The sequence below is a fragment of the Rhodovulum visakhapatnamense genome (genome assembly GCF_004365965.1).
Classification (GTDB): Bacteria; Pseudomonadota; Alphaproteobacteria; order Rhodobacterales; family Rhodobacteraceae; genus Rhodovulum; species Rhodovulum visakhapatnamense.
Map to the genome: position 1 here is coordinate 133,149 of NZ_SOEB01000004.1, position 17,386 is coordinate 150,534.

General features: G+C 65.6%; 19 protein-coding genes and 1 pseudogene. 11 read left to right on the plus strand and 9 right to left on the minus strand.

What is annotated here, in order from left to right:
- Position 1: 1 nt before the first annotated feature.
- The 3 genes from mltA to epmA form a co-directional block, all read right to left on the minus strand.
- Positions 2–1,000 carry a murein transglycosylase A gene (gene mltA, locus EV657_RS05160; protein ID WP_134077376.1) on the minus strand — a complete coding sequence of 333 codons (999 nt, stop codon included), beginning with the start codon at positions 998–1,000 and terminating at the stop codon, positions 2–4.
- A gap of 309 nt (positions 1,001–1,309) precedes the next feature.
- A complete protein-coding gene (locus EV657_RS05165) occupies positions 1,310–1,645 on the minus strand; it encodes a hypothetical protein (RefSeq protein WP_075784128.1) in 336 nt (111 codons plus the stop codon).
- A 127-nt stretch (positions 1,646–1,772) separates the two neighbouring features.
- Positions 1,773–2,810, minus strand: a complete 1,038-nt coding sequence (gene epmA / locus EV657_RS05170) for an EF-P lysine aminoacylase EpmA (RefSeq protein WP_113669481.1) — start codon at positions 2,808–2,810, stop codon at positions 1,773–1,775.
- Positions 2,811–2,913: 103 nt separating this feature from the next.
- On the opposite strand from epmA, the gene efp reads away from it, so the two are divergent.
- On the plus strand, positions 2,914–3,480 hold the full coding sequence (gene efp / locus EV657_RS05175; protein ID WP_075784130.1) for an elongation factor P: 567 nt from the start codon (positions 2,914–2,916) through the stop codon (positions 3,478–3,480).
- 49 nt (positions 3,481–3,529) lie between these two features.
- On the opposite strand, the gene bla is transcribed toward efp, so the two are convergent.
- On the minus strand, positions 3,530–4,426 hold the full coding sequence (bla, locus tag EV657_RS05180; protein WP_134077331.1) for a class A beta-lactamase: 897 nt from the start codon (positions 4,424–4,426) through the stop codon (positions 3,530–3,532).
- 163 nt (positions 4,427–4,589) lie between these two features.
- Here bla and EV657_RS22115 point away from each other — a divergent pair.
- A pseudogene (locus EV657_RS22115) lies at positions 4,590–4,727 on the plus strand (LysR family transcriptional regulator); the annotation flags it as partial.
- Between the two features lie 228 nt (positions 4,728–4,955).
- On the opposite strand, the gene EV657_RS05190 reads toward EV657_RS22115, so the two are convergent.
- Positions 4,956–5,624, minus strand: coding sequence for a Tim44/TimA family putative adaptor protein (locus EV657_RS05190; protein WP_075784131.1), 669 nt, complete (start codon positions 5,622–5,624; stop codon positions 4,956–4,958).
- A 111-nt stretch (positions 5,625–5,735) separates the two neighbouring features.
- Between EV657_RS05190 and EV657_RS05195 the strand changes: the two genes are divergently transcribed.
- Both EV657_RS05195 and secB read left to right on the plus strand, forming a co-directional pair.
- Positions 5,736–6,245, plus strand: a complete 510-nt coding sequence (locus tag EV657_RS05195) for an FxsA family protein (protein ID WP_113669479.1) — start codon at positions 5,736–5,738, stop codon at positions 6,243–6,245.
- A gap of 58 nt (positions 6,246–6,303) precedes the next feature.
- Entirely contained in the window at positions 6,304–6,810 is a 507-nt protein-coding gene (secB, locus tag EV657_RS05200; protein WP_075784133.1) for a protein-export chaperone SecB, read from the plus strand.
- A 6-nt stretch (positions 6,811–6,816) separates the two neighbouring features.
- On the opposite strand, the gene dnaQ is transcribed toward secB, so the two are convergent.
- Genes dnaQ through EV657_RS05220 form a run of 4 tightly spaced genes read right to left on the minus strand, consistent with a single transcriptional unit; the run spans position 6,817 to position 9,569 of the window.
- On the minus strand, positions 6,817–7,554 hold the full coding sequence (dnaQ, locus tag EV657_RS05205) for a DNA polymerase III subunit epsilon (RefSeq protein WP_134077332.1): 738 nt from the start codon (positions 7,552–7,554) through the stop codon (positions 6,817–6,819).
- Positions 7,547–8,143, minus strand: a complete 597-nt coding sequence (gene coaE, locus EV657_RS05210; protein ID WP_134077333.1) for a dephospho-CoA kinase — start codon at positions 8,141–8,143, stop codon at positions 7,547–7,549. Before coaE ends, dnaQ begins: the two co-directional genes overlap by 8 nt.
- A complete protein-coding gene (locus EV657_RS05215) occupies positions 8,140–8,973 on the minus strand; it encodes a shikimate dehydrogenase (protein WP_075784136.1) in 834 nt (277 codons plus the stop codon). Before EV657_RS05215 ends, coaE begins: the two co-directional genes overlap by 4 nt.
- Positions 8,970–9,569 carry a Maf family protein gene (locus EV657_RS05220; RefSeq protein ID WP_134077377.1) on the minus strand — a complete coding sequence of 200 codons (600 nt, stop codon included), beginning with the start codon at positions 9,567–9,569 and terminating at the stop codon, positions 8,970–8,972. The genes EV657_RS05215 and EV657_RS05220 overlap by 4 nt, the downstream gene beginning before the upstream one ends.
- A 440-nt stretch (positions 9,570–10,009) precedes the next feature.
- On the opposite strand from EV657_RS05220, the gene EV657_RS05225 reads away from it, so the two are divergent.
- The 7 genes from EV657_RS05225 (at position 10,010) to EV657_RS05255 (ending at position 17,386) form a co-directional block, all read left to right on the plus strand.
- Positions 10,010–10,459 carry a CopD family protein gene (locus EV657_RS05225; RefSeq protein ID WP_075784137.1) on the plus strand — a complete coding sequence of 150 codons (450 nt, stop codon included), beginning with the start codon at positions 10,010–10,012 and terminating at the stop codon, positions 10,457–10,459.
- 132 nt (positions 10,460–10,591) lie between these two features.
- Positions 10,592–11,863 carry a transcription termination factor Rho gene (gene rho, locus EV657_RS05230; RefSeq protein ID WP_075784138.1) on the plus strand — a complete coding sequence of 424 codons (1,272 nt, stop codon included), beginning with the start codon at positions 10,592–10,594 and terminating at the stop codon, positions 11,861–11,863.
- Between the two features lie 24 nt (positions 11,864–11,887).
- Positions 11,888–13,174 (plus strand): tRNA uridine-5-carboxymethylaminomethyl(34) synthesis GTPase MnmE, encoded by a 1,287-nt coding sequence (mnmE, locus tag EV657_RS05235; protein WP_134077334.1) that lies wholly within the window; start codon positions 11,888–11,890, stop codon positions 13,172–13,174.
- Positions 13,175–13,186: 12 nt separating this feature from the next.
- Positions 13,187–15,052: a tRNA uridine-5-carboxymethylaminomethyl(34) synthesis enzyme MnmG gene (gene mnmG / locus EV657_RS05240; protein WP_134077335.1), complete on the plus strand. Its 1,866-nt coding sequence runs from the start codon at positions 13,187–13,189 to the stop codon at positions 15,050–15,052.
- Positions 15,049–15,669, plus strand: a complete 621-nt coding sequence (rsmG, locus tag EV657_RS05245; RefSeq protein ID WP_134077336.1) for a 16S rRNA (guanine(527)-N(7))-methyltransferase RsmG — start codon at positions 15,049–15,051, stop codon at positions 15,667–15,669. Before mnmG ends, rsmG begins: the two co-directional genes overlap by 4 nt.
- Positions 15,662–16,471: a ParA family protein gene (locus EV657_RS05250; RefSeq protein ID WP_113669473.1), complete on the plus strand. Its 810-nt coding sequence runs from the start codon at positions 15,662–15,664 to the stop codon at positions 16,469–16,471. The genes rsmG and EV657_RS05250 overlap by 8 nt, the downstream gene beginning before the upstream one ends.
- A gap of 63 nt (positions 16,472–16,534) precedes the next feature.
- On the plus strand, positions 16,535–17,386 hold the full coding sequence (locus tag EV657_RS05255) for a ParB/RepB/Spo0J family partition protein (protein WP_279587382.1): 852 nt from the start codon (positions 16,535–16,537) through the stop codon (positions 17,384–17,386).

Here is a 17,386-nt window from a genome sequence, read left to right on the forward strand (position 1 = left end):
CTCAGCCTCCTGGCAGAAGCGCAAGCGCCAGGTCGATCGGCAGCAGCACCACGATCCGGCCCGGATCGCGCACCTCGCCCGCCAGCCGCCCGGCACCCGCGCCGGTGCCATAGAAGATGTCGGCCCGCTGCGCCCCCTTGATCGCCGAGCCGGTATCCTGCGCGACCATCAGCCGGTGCAAGGGATGCCGCCCGCCCTTCTCGATCCAGACCGGGGCGCCCAGCGGCACGTAGGCGGGATCGACCGCGAGACTGCGCATCGGCGTGACCGGGCGGTTCATCGCCCCGAGCGGCCCCTTGCCCGGCGGCAGCGCGTCGAGTTCGCGGAAGAAGACGAAGGACGGGTTGTGCAGCAAAAGCTCGGCCCCCGCTTCGGGATGGCGCCGGACCCAGGCGCGGATCACCCGGGCCGAGACCTGATGCGCCTCATAGACCCCGCGCCGGACCAGCTCTTTGCCGATCGACCGGTAGTCGTGGCCGTTCTTGCCGCCATAGCCGACGCGCAGCAGGGTGCCGTCGGGCAGGGTCAGTCGGCCCGATCCCTGCACCTGAAGAAAGAACACGTCGACCGGGTCTTCAAGCCAGGCGATTTCCAGCCCGCGCCCGTCAAGCACCCCGCCTTCGGTGATCTCGCGGCGCGAGAACCAGGGCCGGTCGGCGGGCAGGTCGGGCGGCAGGCGGTAGATCGGATAGCGAAAGCGGGCATCGGGGGCGCGGGCGGCCTTGAGCACGGGCTCGAAATAGCCGGTGAACAGCGCCGGGCTGTCGCCGCCGATCAGGACCGGCCGGAAGAACAGCTCGAAGAAGCTGCGGGCGCTCGATTGCCGTTCGGACAGGGCACAAAGCGAGGTCCAGGGCGGATCGGGCAGGTCGGGGCAGGTTTCGCGGAAGGTGGCCAGCGCCTGGGCATGATCGTCGGTGTCCCAGCCCTTGAGATCGGCAAAGGACAGCATCTCGACCGATGGCGCCGCCGTGCCCGGGCCGGCGCCGCCCAGGGCCATCGCCAGACAGACCGCCGCCCCGAAGCCGCGAAGCGCGCGCGAGGGCGCCTCGTCGCTGGTCGGGGAGGGTGCTGCGCTGCGCTTTTCCACGGGGCCCTGCTGTCGCGATCCGCTGCGCCGCGTTCCGCCCGACCCGGGTCCGGCCGGGCGCAGGCGCGCGCCCCGGGCGCAGGTCGGGGCCAAGCCCCGTGATAGCGCCAAACGCCGCCCGGTCCCAGACCGGATGTGCCGAAACCGGCCCGGATCGGCGGAATGATCGAAAGACAGGCTGACCCGGCAGGCCGCAGTCCCGCCGGGCCGGTCACCCGGTCAGCGGCAGTTTTCGAGCCGCGCTTCCAGCGCCAGTTTCCGGCCCTTGGCGGCCGCGAGATCGCCCGCCTTGTCGCCGCCCGAAAGGGTCGACATCGGCACCAGGATCAGGAAGACGCCGATCGCATCGGCGGTCGCGGCGCCCGATTGCTTGCGCGACAGCTCTTCGACCTCGGCATTGACCTTCATCAGCTCGTCACGGGCCTTTGTGCAGCTCATCTTGTCGTACATGCCGGCGGGCATCGGAGCGGGCGCGATGGCGTCGGGGCGTTTGGCACAGGCAGAAACCGACAGGACCAGGGCAACGGACAGCAGTCCGACGAAACGATATTTCACTGCAGCAACCTCAAAAAATGGAACTCATCACGAAAGGGTGAATACCTTCCCGGGATGAGAATGCCAGCCGTTTCGCGCCGGGAGAAATCTGACGCAGCGTTTGGAACCGCGGGGCCGGGTAGAGGGTTCAGGACACCGGAGCCCAGAGCACGTCTTCGATCCGCGGCGCGGCGGTGGCCAGCATCGCCAGCCGGTCGAAGCCGAGTGCGATGCCCGAGGCGGGCGGCATCAGCGCCAGCGCCGCAAGGAAATCCTCGTCCAGCGGATAGCGCTCGCCATAGACGCGCTCTTTCTCGTCCATCTCGGCCTCGAAGCGGCGGCGCTGTTCGGCGGGGTCGGTCAGCTCGCCGAAGCCGTTGGCCAGTTCGACCCCGCAGGCATAGACTTCGAACCGTTCGGCCTCGCGCGGGTCGTCGGGGCAGGCCCGCGCCAGTGCGGCTTCGGCGGCCGGATAGCGGTCGAGCACGGTGATCCGGCCGCGCCCCAGATGCGGCTCGATCCTCTCGACCAGAACCCGGCTGAAGATGTCCGACCAGCTGTCGCCCGCGCCGAAGGCGATCCCGGCGGCGCTGGCCTGGGCGGCAAGCCCGTCCCGGTCGGTGCCGCCCCCGGGCGCAAGCGTCGCCAGAAGGTCGATCCCGGCAAGATCGGCGAAGGCTTGCGCCACCGACAGCCGCTCGACCGGGGCGAAGGCATCGCACTCCTGCCCGCCATGGCAAAGCCGCCTTGTGCCCGCCGCCTCGCAGGCCAGTTGCAGCATGCGGGCGGTGTCCTCCATCAGCCGGGTGTAATCCTCGCCCGCGCGATACCATTCCAGCATGGTGAATTCGGCGCTGTGGCGCGGCCCGCTTTCGCGGTTGCGCCAGACATGGGCGAAGGCCGCGATCCGGGTCTCGCCCGCGGCCAGCAGCTTTTTCATCGCGAATTCGGGCGAGGTGTGCAGATACATCCGCCGCGTCCCCCCGTCCGTGCCGATGGCCTCGGTCGCGAAGGCATGCAGATGCGCCTCGTTGCCGGGGCTGATCGCCAGCGCGGACGGGTCGACCTCGACGAAATCCCGAGCCGCCAGCCAGCCCCGGATCGCGGCCTGAATCCGGTTGCGCGCCAATAGCGCCGGGCGGCGGTCGGCATGCCGGGTCGGGGTCCACCAGGGCGTGTCGGTCATGCGCTGCGCCTTTCTTTCTTCTGGAATTTCGCGCCAAGTTCGGCTACGGCCGTGTCCGATCAGCCGGATATACCGCAGCAAGACCGTCCACAAGGAATCCCCCGTGAAAGTCATCGCCTCCTCGCTCCGCAAGGGCAACGTCGTCGAAAAGGATGGCCAGCTCTACGTCGTTCTCAAGGCCGAGAACTTCCATCCCGGCAAGGGCACGCCCACCACCTCGGTCGACATGCGCCGGATTTCGGACGGCGTGAAGACCACCGAGCGCTGGAAGACCACCGAACAGGTGGAAAAGGCCAATGTCGACGAGCGCGAATACGACTTTCTCTATGACGACGCGGAAGGGTTCCACTTCATGAACCCGGAAAGCTTCGATCAGGTGGCGGCGCATCCCGACGTTGTCGGCGACTCGGCGGCCTATCTGCAGCCGGGGATGCGGGTCTTCCTGCAGACCTTCGAGGGCAACCCGATCTCGATCGAACTGCCGCAGAAGATGGTGGTCGAGGTCGCCGAGACCGAACCGGTGGTGAAGGGGCAGACCGCCTCGTCGAGCTACAAGCCCGCGATGACCGATATCGGCGTGCGGGTGATGGTGCCCCCCCATATCGACGTCGGCACCCGGATCGTGATCAACACCGCCGACAACACCTACGTCGAACGCTCGAAGGACTGATCCGGGCGGGATGTCCGGCCGCCTGCCGCGCGGCCGGACCCGAGGACGCCTAGCGCGTCTTCAGAAGCGCGATCACCGCCGCTCCGATCTCGGCCACGGCGGCGTTGCGCGTGGCCCAGTCGGCGGGACAATCGGACAGATAGATCGCCACGACGACCGGCGCCCGGCCCGGGGCCCGGATCATCGCCACAAGATTGCGGGTATACTCCCGGCCGCCACCCGACTTGTCGGAAACCGTCCAGCCCGGCGGCGCGCTGGCACGGATCAGCGACGCGGTGACCGAGCCATGGCTCATCCAGTCCGCAAGGCGTGCCCGAGAGGCGGGCGACAGCACATCCCCCAGCAACAGCCTCTGCCAGGTCGCCGCCATCGCCGCGGGGCTGGTGGTGTCGCGCGGATCGGCCGGGTCCAACAGGTTCAGGTCGGGTTCGGTGCGGTCGAGCCGCGTCACCGGATCGCCGATCCGGCGCAGAAAGGCCGTCACCTCCTGCGGGCCGCCCAACCGCGCGATCAGCAGATTGGCGGCGGTGTTGTCGCTCATGTCGAGGGTGGCGAGGCAGAGATCGCCAAGCGTCATCGTCCCGCCGACATGGGTCTCGGCCACCGGGGCGTAGTCGAGGATCGCCTCGGGCGGGATCGCCACCGCATCGCCCAGCGACAGCAATCCCCGGTCGGCGCGATCGAGCACAGCGGCGCACAGCACCGACTTGAAGGTGCTGGCCATCAGGAACCGTTCTGAGTCGCGGTGGCCCCAACCCCAGTCGGACCCGCTGTCGCGGATTGCGACGCCGATCCGCGCGGGCAGGGCGCTTTCAAGCCGGGAGATGGTGTCGGCCAGCGCCTGGGCCGCGTCGTCCTCCGCGGTGCGGGCAAGGGCAGGGCTGCTTAGCGCGAGGCCGAGGGCAAGTCCCGCCAGAAGGCGCGGCAGTCGAAGGGCATGGGACATCGCGAAAGACACTCCTTGGCGGCGACCGGCCGACCGGGTCTGGGCCCGAAAGGGCCGGTCATGGGGATCGAGGGCGCGCGTGGTCCTGAAGATCTGATAGGGAGGCACCCCGTCCGAGACCAACGAGAAATCGTCACGCGCCGCATGAGCAGAGGTAATGGAGATGGACCGGCCCGACATTCCGCTGAACGGCCCGCGCGTCTTCGAGGTCGCGGCGCGGCAGGGCAGCTTTACCCTCGCGGCAGTCGAACTGCGGGTGGCACAGGCCTCAGTCAGCCATCAGATCTCGCGGGTGGAAGATCTGCCGGGCACCGCGCTTCGGCCGCGCACGCCCCGCGGACTGGTGCCGACCGACGAGGGCGGATGCTGTGTCCGGTGCTGGAACAGGGGCACGACGGAATGGCGGGGGCGCTCGACCGGATCGCGCGCCGACGCCGGAAATGGCCCGTCTTGCCGCCTGGCTGAAGGCCGAGGCACTGAAAGGGGACGAGGGGCCTTCAGGCGCGCCGCCGCATCGCGGCCTGGCGCGTCACTCGTCGGTCGCGACGAGCTGCCAGTTCGGATCGTCCGAGCCCATCACGCGGGCAAAGGTCCAGACATCGCGCTGACGCTTGATTTCGCTGGGGCTGCCCTCGACGATCTCGCCCGCCTCGTTGCGCACGACCGAGGTCAGTTCGCCCACGAACCGCACCATCAGTTCGGCCTCGCCCGTCTCGCGGTCATAGGTCGCATCCTTCAGCGACAGCTCGCGCACGCCGACGAAATTGGCATCGACCGACAGGCCCTGTTCCTCGCGAAGCCGGATCACTTCGGCAAAGCTGTCGCGGACATCGGGGGCCAGAAACGCCGCTACGTCCTCGATGGTGCCATGCTCGAAGGCCATCAGGATCATCTCGTAGGCGCCGCGCGCGCCATGCAGGAATTCGCCGACCGAAAAGCCCGGTTCGGCCAGTTTCATCGCTGCCAGCGCCTTCGCGGCCGGGCTGCCATCCTCGACATGGTCGGTGATGTCGGTATCTGGACCGCCCTCGATCACTTCGAAAGCCCGGCGGCTGTCGGCCCGGCGCGCCGCGGGATCGGGCATCTGCACGGGCGGTTTTTCAAACCCTTCGCGCGTGCCAAGGACGGATCGCAGCCGCAGGATCAGGAACACGGCGATCCCGGCGAGAACCAGAAGCTGGATGATGGCAGAGCTCATGAAAACCTCGCGGGTCGCGGGAAGCGTTTGTATCGAAGCGTTACCGCACATATGTAAGGTACGCCTTCGATCAAGTCCACCGGGCCGCACGAAGCAGAATGAGGTGATGCAATGTGGCTTTTCCTGCTGTTCCTGTCGATCCCGCTGATCGAGATCGCGCTTTTCATCCAGGTGGGCGGGCTGATCGGGCTGTGGCCGACGCTGGGCATCGTGCTGGCGACCGCCGTGGCGGGCACCTGGCTGATGCGCCAGCAGGGCGCGCTGGCGCTGTCGCAGGTACGCAATTCGTTCAACGAGTTGCGCGACCCGACCGAGCCGCTGGCCCATGGCGCGATGATCCTCTTTGCCGGGGCGATGCTGCTGACGCCGGGCTTTTTCACCGACACGATGGGCCTTCTGCTGCTGATCCCGCCGGTCCGGTCGGCGGCCTATCGCTGGCTGTCCAAACGCGTGGTGGTGCAGTCGGTCGGCTTCGGCGCCCCGCCGCGCGGCGGCCCGGCCCATGCCCGGCCGCGCCCGGCCCGCGAGGACATCATCGACGGCGATTTCGAGGACCTGTCGTCGCAGGGCGCACCGGAAGACCGTGACTCGCTGCCGCCTTCGGGCTGGACGCGGCATTGAGCGGCGGGGACTGACCTGCTAAGCGAAAGCGCAACGCAACCCTTCGCAGGAGCACGCCATGAGCGAGACCGAAGGCAACGGCGCCGCCGCGCAACCGCCGCAAGTGAGACTGCAGATCCTGGGCCAGTACATCCGGGACATGTCCTTCGAAAACATTCTGGTCCAGAAGGGCGCCTCGGGCGAGGTGACGCCCGACGTGACGGTGCAGGTCGCACTCGACGCGCGCAAACGTCCGGCCGAGCACCAGTACGAGATCATCACCAAGTTCACCGTCTCGTCGAAGAACAAGGCCGACCAAAGCCAGCTTTTCCTGATGGAACTGGACTATGCCGGGCTCTTCCATATCGAGAACGTGCCCGAGGACCAGCTGCATCCCTTCCTGCTGATCGAATGTCCGCGCATGCTGTTCCCCTTCGTGCGGCGCATCGTGTCGGACGTGACGCGTGACGGCGGTTTCCCGTCGCTGAACCTCGAGCCCGTGGATTTCGTGGCACTGTACCGTCAGGAAATCGCGCGCCGCGCCGCCGCCGTTCAGAACGAACAGACGCCGAGCGGCACCGCCTGACCCCGCTCAGTCGTAGTTTTTCCAAAGCGCGCCGTCGCCCATCGCCTGAACAAAGGCCCGATGGGCGGCGGCTTCGTCATCCGTAAGTCGCGGGGGCAGGGGGGTCGGCCGCGGGCGCGGGCGCCAGGCAGCGGCGTCTCCCTCGGACCCGCCGCCCGTGGCCCGAGACCGGGTGGCCAGCATGAAATCGGGTTGTCGGCCGCCGATCAGTTCCAGATAGACCTCGGCCAGGATCTCGGAATCGAGCAAGGCGCCGTGCTTTTCGCGCATCGTGTTGTCGATGCCGAAGCGGCGGCAGAGCGCGTCCAGCGTCGCGGGCGAACCCGGAAACTTCTTGCGCGCCATGGCCAGCGTGTCGAGCGCCTGGCTCATCGGCAGCTTGGGCAGGCCGAGCCAGCCCAGTTCGGCGTTCAGGAACTTCATGTCGAAACTGGCATTGTGGATCACCAGTTTCGAATCCTGCACGAAATCGAGGAATTTCCGCCCGACCTCGGAAAAGGGCGGCTTGTCGCGCAGCGTGACCTCTCCGGGCTTCGCCGGTCGCGGATTGGCCAGAATATCCGGCCCGATCCCGTGCACGCCGAAAGCCTCGTCCGGCATGTCGCGGCCGGGGTTGATATAGACGTGAAACGTCTCGCCGGTCGGCAGATGGTTCCAGAGCACGACGGCGCCGATCTCGACGATCCGGTCGCCGGTCTCGGGCTCGAAACCCGTGGTTTCGGTATCGAGAACGATCTCACGCATCGGCAGTCCCCAGCTTGTCGATCAGCGCCGCGACCCCGGCCCCGGCCTGGTCGAGCGTCAGCGTCTCGATCACATGATCGGCGCGGGCGCGTTTTTCGGCATCGGGCATCTGCCGGGCCAGGATCGCGTCCAGCTGCGCCTCGGTCATGCCCGGACGGTCCAGCACCCGGGCGCGCTGAGCCTCGGGCGTCGCGGTCACCACCAGCACCGCGTCGAGCCATTTATCGGCCCCGGTCTCGAACAGAAGCGGGATGTCCAGCACCAGAAGCGGCGCCTCGCGGTGCCGGTCGATGAAGGCCTGCCGGTCGGCCGCGACCAGCGGATGCACCACCGCCTCGATCCGCATCAGCGCCTCGGGCTCGCGCGCGATCCAGGCCTTCAGCGCGTCGCGGTCGACGGCCCCGTGACGGACCGCCTCGGGGCAGAGCGCGGCCAGCGGCCGGACCGCGCCGCCACCTTCGGCATAAAGCGCGTGCACGGCGGCATCGGCATCCCAGACAGGCACGCCCTTCTCGCGGAACAGCGCGGCTGTGGTCGATTTGCCCATGCCGATGGAGCCGGTCAGCCCCAGAAGAAACGGCCGGCTCATGCGTCCAGCAGCACTGCGCGCGCGGCCTCGTCGACCTCGGGGCGGCGACCGAACCAGCGCTCGAACCCGGGCGCGGCCTGATGCAGCAGCATCCCCAGCCCGTCGACCGCGACACAGCCCCGCGCGCGCGCCTCGCGCAGGAAGGCGGTTTCCAGCGGCACATAGACCAGATCGCTGACCACCGCATCGGGCGAAAGCGCGTCGAGCGGCACCTTGAACTCGGCCTTGCCGACCATGCCCAGCGACGTGGTGTTCACCACCGTCGCGGCGCCGTCGATCATCGCGGCCGCCTGCACCCAGTCATGCACCACGATCTTGGGACCGAACTCGGCCCGCAGCGCCTCGGCGCGCGAGCGGGTGCGGTTGGAAACGCGGATCTCGCGCACGCCCTGTTCCGACAGCGCGGCGACGACGGCCCGCGCGGCGCCGCCCGCCCCCAGAACCGCGGCGGGCCCGGCGGTCGGATCCCAGCCCGGCGCGCCCTGGCGCAGGTTCTCGATGAACCCGATCCCGTCGGTATTGTCGGCATAGACCTTGCCGTCGGCGCGGAAGATCAGCGTGTTGGCCGACCCGATCAGGGCGGCGCGATCGGACACGGAATCGGCCAGACTGAGGATGGTTTCCTTGTGCGGAATCGTGACGTTGATGCCCACGAATCCCATGCGCGGCAGCGCCTCGAGCACCTGTTTCAGGTCGGCATGGGCCACGTCCATCGGAATGTAGAAGCCGCGAATGCCGTAGCGTTCCAGCCAGTGGCGGTGCAGCAGCGGCGATTTCGAATGCGCGATGGGAGAGCCGATGACACCGGCGAGGGGGATTCTGTCACTCATGCCATCAAGACTCCTCTGGTCGTCAGGAAGGTCAGCAGCGGTAGCAAGGGCAAACCCAGAACATCAAAATAGTCGCCCTCGATGGCGGAAAACAGACGCACGCCTTCTTCTTCCAGCTTGTAGCCGCCCACCGCATCGCGCACGGCGGGCCAGTTCCGGTCAAGATACTCGTCCAGGTAGCGGTCGGAAAACGGCCGCATCGTCAGCGAGACCTCGCCGACATGGCGCCAAAGCGGGCGCATGTCGTCATAGACCACCACCGCCGACAGAAGCTGATGCTTGCCGCCCCGCAGGTTGCGCAGCTGATCGCGCGCCGCCTCGCAGGTTTCGGCCTTGGCCAGCACCTTGCCACGATGGGCCAGCACCTGGTCGCAGCCGATCACCAGGGTACCGGGGTGCTTTTCGGCGACCCGCTTGGCCTTGAAGGCGGCCAGTTCCTCGGCGATGTCGCCTGGCCCCGCGGCCTCGGCCTCCATCGCGGCACGGATCGCGTCTTCGTCGACGCGCGCGGGCACGACGTCGAAGACAAGCCCCGCCCGGGTCAGAAGCTGGCGCCGGATGGCAGAGCCGGAGGCAAGGATCACAGGTTCGGGCATCGGTTCGGGCATTCTGGGCAACCCTGTGGAAAAACACAGGTGAGACGGTCGCACGGTTTCAGGATAAGAGGCCTCAGAGCCTTGGGGTGCCGTTCCGGGGTGGAAATGTCAAGAATCCGGGGACTCAAATCCACCGTGGATGGATGGGATCCCGACCTGTGAACGAATCGTCGCAGACCATTCATTCAAAAGTTATCCACAGATCGCAGACCGATCCATGAGGTGTATTTTCTTTTTACAATAGAAGGTTACCGATTTTCCGCGCAGATCTCGACAAGTTATCTCCACTTTCTTCCACAAGGGCCCGAGCTGTGGATGAGAGCGTGGAGTGACCAGTAATCCACATCCTCCACAGGCCCTACAAAATCATCATCTTTTCTTTTCTTTTCCTATTGCTCTAGAAGAGGCGCGGTAGGCGACCAAGCGTAGCGAGGCAGACGATGTCCGAATTCCTGTCCAACCTGTATCCGTGGACCAAGTCGCTCCACATCATCGCAGTGCTGACCTGGATGGCCGGGTTGTTCTATCTGCCGAGGATCTTCGTCTATCACACCGAAAAGGTGACCCCGGGCCACGAGACGGACGCGCTGTTTCAGGTCATGGAGATGAAGCTGTACCGCTACATCATGAACCCTTCGATCATCGCGGTCTGGATCTTCGGGTTGGCCTTGGTGCTTACACCAAATGTGGTGTACTGGGACTCGATCTGGCCCTATACGAAGGGGGCCTGCGTGATCGCGATGACCTGGTTCCACATGTGGCTGGGGGCGCGGCGCAAGGATTTCGTGGCCGGGCGCAACACCCGGACCGGTCGGACCTTCCGCATGATGAACGAAGTGCCGACGCTTCTGATGCTGGTCATCGTGTTTTCGGTGGTCGTCAAGTTCTAGGCCGCGCTGCTCCGAGTTGACTCGGGGGCCGCACCGGGCTAAGCAGCTTTCTTAACTCGGATCGTCCGGTCCGGGGATTCCCGTATAACGTGTGCGCAGCCTGCCCGGCGCCGTCATCCGCAAAGCTTTCCCATGACCCAAGACTGTCTGAACCTTGCCGATCTCAAGGCCCAAAGCCCCAAGGATCTTCTTGCCATGGCGGAAGAACTTGAGATCGAGAACGCGTCGGCGATGCGCAAGGGCGAGATGATGTTCTCGATCCTGAAAGAGCGCGCCGAAGATGGCTGGGAAATCTCGGGCGATGGCGTCCTCGAGGTCCTGCAGGACGGCTTCGGCTTCCTGCGCTCGCCCGAAGCAAACTACCTGCCGGGTCCGGACGACATCTATGTCTCGCCCGACATGATCCGCATGCATTCCCTGCGCACCGGCGACACGGTCGAGGGCGTGATGCAGGCGCCGCGCGAGAATGAACGCTACTTCGCGATCACCAAGGTCACGAAGATCAACTTCCAGGATCCCGAGCAGGCCCGGCACAAGATCAACTTCGACAACCTGACGCCGCTTTACCCGGACGAGCGGCTGAAGATGGAAATCGAGGATCCGACGATCCGCGACCGGTCGGCCCGGATCATCGATCTGGTGGCGCCGATCGGGAAGGGCCAGCGCGCGCTGATCGTGGCGCCGCCGCGGACCGGCAAGACCGTCCTGCTGCAGAACATTGCCAATTCGATCGAGACCAACCACCCCGAGACCTATTTGATCGTCCTGCTGATCGACGAGCGGCCGGAAGAGGTGACCGACATGCAGCGGTCGGTGAAGGGCGAGGTCATTTCCTCGACCTTCGACGAACCGGCGACGCGCCACGTCGCGGTGGCCGAGATGGTCATCGAAAAGGCCAAGCGTCTGGTTGAACACAAACGAGATGTTGTGATCCTTCTCGATTCGATCACAAGACTTGGGCGGGCCTATAACACCGTCGTGCCGTCCTCGGGCAAGGTGCTGACCGGTGGTGTCGACGCCAATGCGTTGCAACGGCCGAAACGGTTCTTCGGGGCCGCGCGGAACATCGAAGAGGGCGGGTCGCTGACCATCATCGCGACCGCCCTGATCGACACCGGCTCGCGCATGGACGAGGTGATCTTCGAGGAATTCAAGGGCACCGGTAACTCCGAGATCGTGCTCGACCGGAAGGTCGCCGACAAGCGGGTCTTCCCGGCGATGGACATCCTCAAATCGGGCACGCGGAAAGAGGATCTTCTGGTCGACAAGTCCGATCTGCAGAAAACCTTCGTTCTGCGCCGGATCCTCAACCCGATGGGCACGACCGATGCCATCGAATTCCTGATTTCCAAGCTCAAGCAAACCAAGACGAATTCGGAATTCTTCGATTCGATGAACACCTGAGGCGGCATCGCCCGGAGGTGATCCCTGGACACGATCTTCGCCCAGGCGACGGCACGCGGAAAGGCGGGCGTCGCCGTGATCCGCGTTTCCGGCCCGCGGGCCATGACGGCTGCGCGCGCGCTGGCCGGATCGCTTCCCGCACCTCGACAGGCGGGCCTGCGTCGGCTGACTGATGCCGAGGGCGTGCTTCTGGACGAGGCTCTGGTGCTTTGCTTTGCGAAGGGGGCGAGCTTTACTGGCGAGGATGTTGTAGAATTTCAATGCCATGGCAGCCCTGCAACGGTCGCTGCAGTGTTGCGTGCCTTGGGCGAACAGGATGGGCTGCGGCTGGCCGAGCCCGGAGAGTTCACCCGGCGGGCGCTGGAAAATGGCGTGCTGGACTTGGCCCAGGTCGAGGGGCTGGCAGATCTGCTTGAGTCAGAGACAGAGGCTCAGCGGCGTCAGGCCATGCGCGTCCTGTCGGGAGCCCTTGGGGAAAAGGTCGCGTTGTGGCGCGAGTCTCTGGTCCGCGCTGCCGCGCTGCTGGAAGCCACCATCGATTTTGCTGACGAGGATGTACCGGTCGACGTGACCCCCGAGGTCGCCGGTCTTCTTTCCGGGGTCTCGACCGCGCTTGAGACAGAGATCGAGGGCGTCGCAATGGCCGAGCGCATCCGGGAAGGCTTTGAAATCGCCATCGTCGGACCGCCGAACGCCGGAAAATCCACGCTTTTGAACCTCTTGGCGGGCCGAGAGGCGGCGATCACTTCAGAACACGCGGGCACGACGCGCGACGTGATCGAGGTTCGGTTGGATCTGCGCGGTCTTCCCGTGACATTTCTCGACACCGCCGGCCTGCGCGAGAGCACCGACGAGGTGGAAACCATCGGGATTGCGCGAGCCATCGACCGGGCAACCGCGGCGGATCTGCGCGTCTTCCTTCTTGACGAGACCGGCCGAACCGAGGGCATGGCGCCGGGGCCGGAGGACATCGTTTTGCGCGGCAAGGCCGATCTGGACAGCGGGGCGGCAGGTGTGTCGGGCAAAACGGGGCAGGGCGTGGCCGAGCTGGTCGAGCGAATTGCCGCGATCCTTGATGACCGCTCGACACGGGCGGTCACGGCGACGCGAGAACGGCATGCTGAAGCGATGAGGCGGGCGCGAGGCGCTATCGCCGAGGCGCAGAATCAGTTATCTCACGGCATGGAAACGGCGGAGCTGGCGGCTGAGGATATCCGCCGGGCAGCGCGGGCGCTCGAGTCGCTGCTTGGCAAGATCGATGTCGAAAACCTGCTCGATGAGATCTTTGCGCGCTTCTGTCTGGGAAAGTGAGGAGTGTTTCACGTGAAACATCGCAGCTTCGATGTCGTCGTGGTCGGCGGCGGCCATGCCGGGGCCGAAGCGGCGCATGCCGCTGCCCGGCTGGGCGCGCAGGTCGCCCTCGTGACACTGCGCCGCGACGGGATTGGCGTCATGTCCTGCAATCCGGCCATTGGCGGGCTTGGCAAGGGGCACCTGGTGCGGGAGGTCGATGCGCTTGACGGGCTGATGGGGCGGGCGGCCGACCGTGCCGGGATCCAGTTTCGGCTTCTGAATCGTCGTAAGGGTCCCGCCGTGCAAGGGCCACGCGCCCAAGCTGACCGAAAATTGTACCGCAACGCCGTGCAGACGATGCTGTCCGTCACGCCCGGCCTGGAGATCATAGAAGGTGAGGCCGCCGACCTGATCGAACGCGATGGCCGGGTGGCGGGGATTGTCCTCGCGGACGGGGGGGAGATCACGGCGGGCGCCGTGGTTCTGACGACCGGGACATTCTTGCGCGGCGTCATCCATATCGGCGACCAGCGTCGACCCGGCGGCCGGATCGGGGACCGGCCCTCCGTGCGTCTGGCGGAAAGGATCGACGGCTTCGGTCTCCCGCTCGGTCGGCTCAAGACCGGCACACCGCCTCGCCTTGACGGAAGGACCATCGATTGGGATCGGCTCGACAGCCAGCCCGGCGATGAGGACCCGGTCTTGTTTTCATTTCTGTCGAAAGGGATCGAGGTCCGTCAAGTGGCCTGCGGAATTACGCACACGAACCCGCAGACGCATGAAATAATTCGGGAAAATCTGCCTCGATCGGCGATGTACGGCGGTCATATCGAAGGGGTCGGCCCGCGCTACTGCCCCTCGATCGAGGACAAGGTCGTGCGCTTTGCCGACAAGGAATCGCATCAGGTCTTCCTTGAACCCGAGGGCCTCGACGACCCGACCGTCTATCCGAACGGCATTTCGACATCTCTGCCCGAGGACGTGCAGGAGGCTTACGTCCATTCCATAGTGGGACTCGAGTCGGCACAGATCCTGCAACCCGGTTATGCCATCGAGTATGACTATGTCGATCCGCGCGCGTTGTGCTCGTCGCTGGAATTGCGCGACGTGCCGGGGTTGTTCCTTGCCGGGCAGATCAACGGCACGACGGGCTACGAGGAGGCGGCCGCCCAGGGGGTGGTCGCCGGGCTCAACGCCGCGCTGCAAGTGAAGGGCCAGCGGCCCGCGACCTTCACGCGGACGACAAGCTATATTGGCGTGATGATTGACGATCTGGTGACGCGCGGTGTCAGCGAGCCCTATCGCATGTTCACTTCGCGCGCCGAATTCCGTCTTTCGTTGCGCGCAGACAACGCGGATCAGCGCCTCACGCCCGCGGGGATCGAGGTTGGCTGCGTGGGTGAGACGCGCAAACGCGCCTTTGGCGACAAGATGGAGCGGCTTACTGCGGCGCGTGGTCGGCTGGAATCCCTGTCTCTGACGCCAAAGCAGATCGCGGCTGCGGGGATCAAGGTCAACGCGGACGGGACCCGTCGAAACGGCGCCGATCTTCTTGCCTTCCCGGATGTCGTGTTCGACGACCTGATTCCGCTCGATCCCGCGCTTGAGAATGTCGATATCGAGATCCGAACCCAGTTGGCGCGCGACGCACTATATGCGCATTACATCGATAGACAGGCCCAAGATGTAGAAGCCATGCGCCGTGACGAGGCGCAAAGCCTCCCGGCGGACTTCCCTTACGATCAGTTGGAAGGTCTGTCGACCGAATTGAAGTGCAAGCTATCACAAGCACGGCCCGAAACTCTGGCGCAGGCCGCGCGCATCGATGGCATGACCCCGGCGGCCGCGACGCTGATTCTGGCGCGGCTTCGGCAGATGGGGCGACGATCGGCATGAGCGGCTCCCTCCAGGTGCTCGGCGATGTTTCACGTGAAACATCCGAGCGACTGTCCGCCTATGCTGCGCTTCTGCGCAAGTGGAACCCGGCGATCAATCTTGTGGCGCGCTCGACGCTGGACGATCTGGAGACCCGACATTTCAAGGATTCCGCACAGCTTTTCGGGCTATGCCCGACAGACGCCCGCCATATGGTCGATTTGGGAAGCGGCGGAGGCTTTCCGGGACTCGTGATTGCCATCCTGGCGCGCGAATTGGCCCCGGATCTGCATGTGACGCTGATTGAGAGCGATCAGCGGAAGGCCGCGTTTCTGCGGACGGTGTGCCGGGATCTCGGCCTTGCGGCGACAAACGTGATCGACTCCCGAATCGAGTCAGCGAAACCGCAGGGCGCGGATGTCCTGTCGGCCCGCGCCCTGGCCCCGTTGCCCCGGCTTTTGGACTACGCAGACAGGCATCTGGCGCCCGGAGGCGTCGCACTCTTCCCGAAGGGCGCGCGTTATGCTGAAGAGCTCGACGCGGCGCTTGCATCCTGGCGGTTCGACGTTCAAAACCATCCCAGCAAGACCGATCCGCAGGCCGTCGTTCTGAAACTCGGAGGCATCGCCCGTGTCTGATCCCACGCGCCCCAAAGGGCCGAAAATCATCGCGGTTGCAAACCAGAAGGGTGGGGTGGGCAAGACCACCACCGCCATCAATGTGGCCGCGGCGTTGGTCGAGCTTGGCAAGACCGTGCTGATTGTCGACATCGATCCACAGGGCAATGCCTCGACCGGACTGGGGGTCGACCCCGACGCGCGGACCCGGACCACTTACGATCTGATCCTCGGCGACGCCCCCTTGTCCGAAATTCTGATGAAAACGAAATCGGACCGGCTTTATATTGCGCCATCAACCACGGATCTGAGCTCTGCCGATATCGAAATGGTGGCAAACGAGCGGCGCAGCTTTCTGCTGCATGACGCCTTGCGCCAACCGGCGATTGACGCCTACGCGTTCGATTTCGTCTTGATCGACTGCCCGCCGGCGCTGAGTCTTCTGACGGTCAACGCGATGGTGGCGGCTCATTCGGTGCTGGTGCCGCTGCAAAGCGAGTTTTTCGCGCTGGAAGGGCTGTCGCAGTTGATGCTCACGATCCGCGAATTGCGCCAGACCGCGAACCCGACGCTTCGGATCGAGGGCGTGGTGCTGACCATGGCCGACCGCCGGAACAACCTGTCGCAACAGGTCGAAAACGATGCGCGGGCCTATCTGGGCGATCTGGTGTTCCAGACCGTGATCCCGCGCAATGTGCGGGTCAGCGAGGCGCCGTCCTATGCGATGCCAGTGCTCGACTACGATCCGAATTCACGCGGGGCCGAGGCTTATCGGGCTCTGGCGCAGGAAATGCTGGAGCCGAAGGTGCCGGTTGGCGCCTGAGGCGGGGAGATTGACATGAGACAACCGGAAAAACGCGGCCTCGGGCGCGGCCTGTCGGCGCTGATGGCGGACGTCAAGATCGAGCCCGCGGCCGAGCGGGGCGAGGCGACGCGCGGCAAGGCCGATCTGATGGTGGCCTTGGATCTGCTGGAGCCCAATCCGGATCAGCCGCGGCGGATGTTTGCCCAAGAGGCGCTTAAGGAGCTTTCCGACTCGATTCGTGAGAAGGGGGTCATCCAACCCCTGATCGTGCGGCCCAGCAAGCGCAGCGAAGGGCGATTCGAGATCGTCGCGGGTGAACGCCGCTGGCGCGCCTCGCAACTGGCCCAGCAGCATGAGGTGCCGGTCATCGTCCGCGAGCTGGACGATATCGAGGTGCTGGAGATCGCCATCATCGAAAACATCCAGCGGGCCGATCTGAATCCGCTGGAAGAGGCGATGGGCTACCGTCAGTTGATGGATCGCTTTGGGCACACACAAGATAAGGTAGCCGAGGCGCTTGGGAAAAGCCGCAGCCACATCGCCAATCTGTTGCGTCTGCTGCAATTGCCGGAAGAGGTGCAGGGCCATCTGCGCGAAGGGCGGTTGAGCGCGGGCCACGCCCGCGCGCTGATTACGACTGAAGATCCGGCCAAACTGGCGCGGCAGGTGATCAAGGGTCAGCTCTCGGTGCGTGCGACAGAGAAACTGGCCAAGGCGGGCTCTGGGCCGAAGCCGCGCCGGGTTCCGCCACCACTTGCGAAAGATGCCGATACCCGCGCGCTCGAGCAGGATCTGGCGGCCAATCTTGGCGTTGGCGTCTCGATCGAGCATCGCACCGACGGATCTGGCGATCTTGTCCTGTCCTATGCCTCGCTTGAAGAGCTGGACCGGCTTTGTGCGGCGCTGAGCTCGCCCGGGGGCGGCTTCGACTGA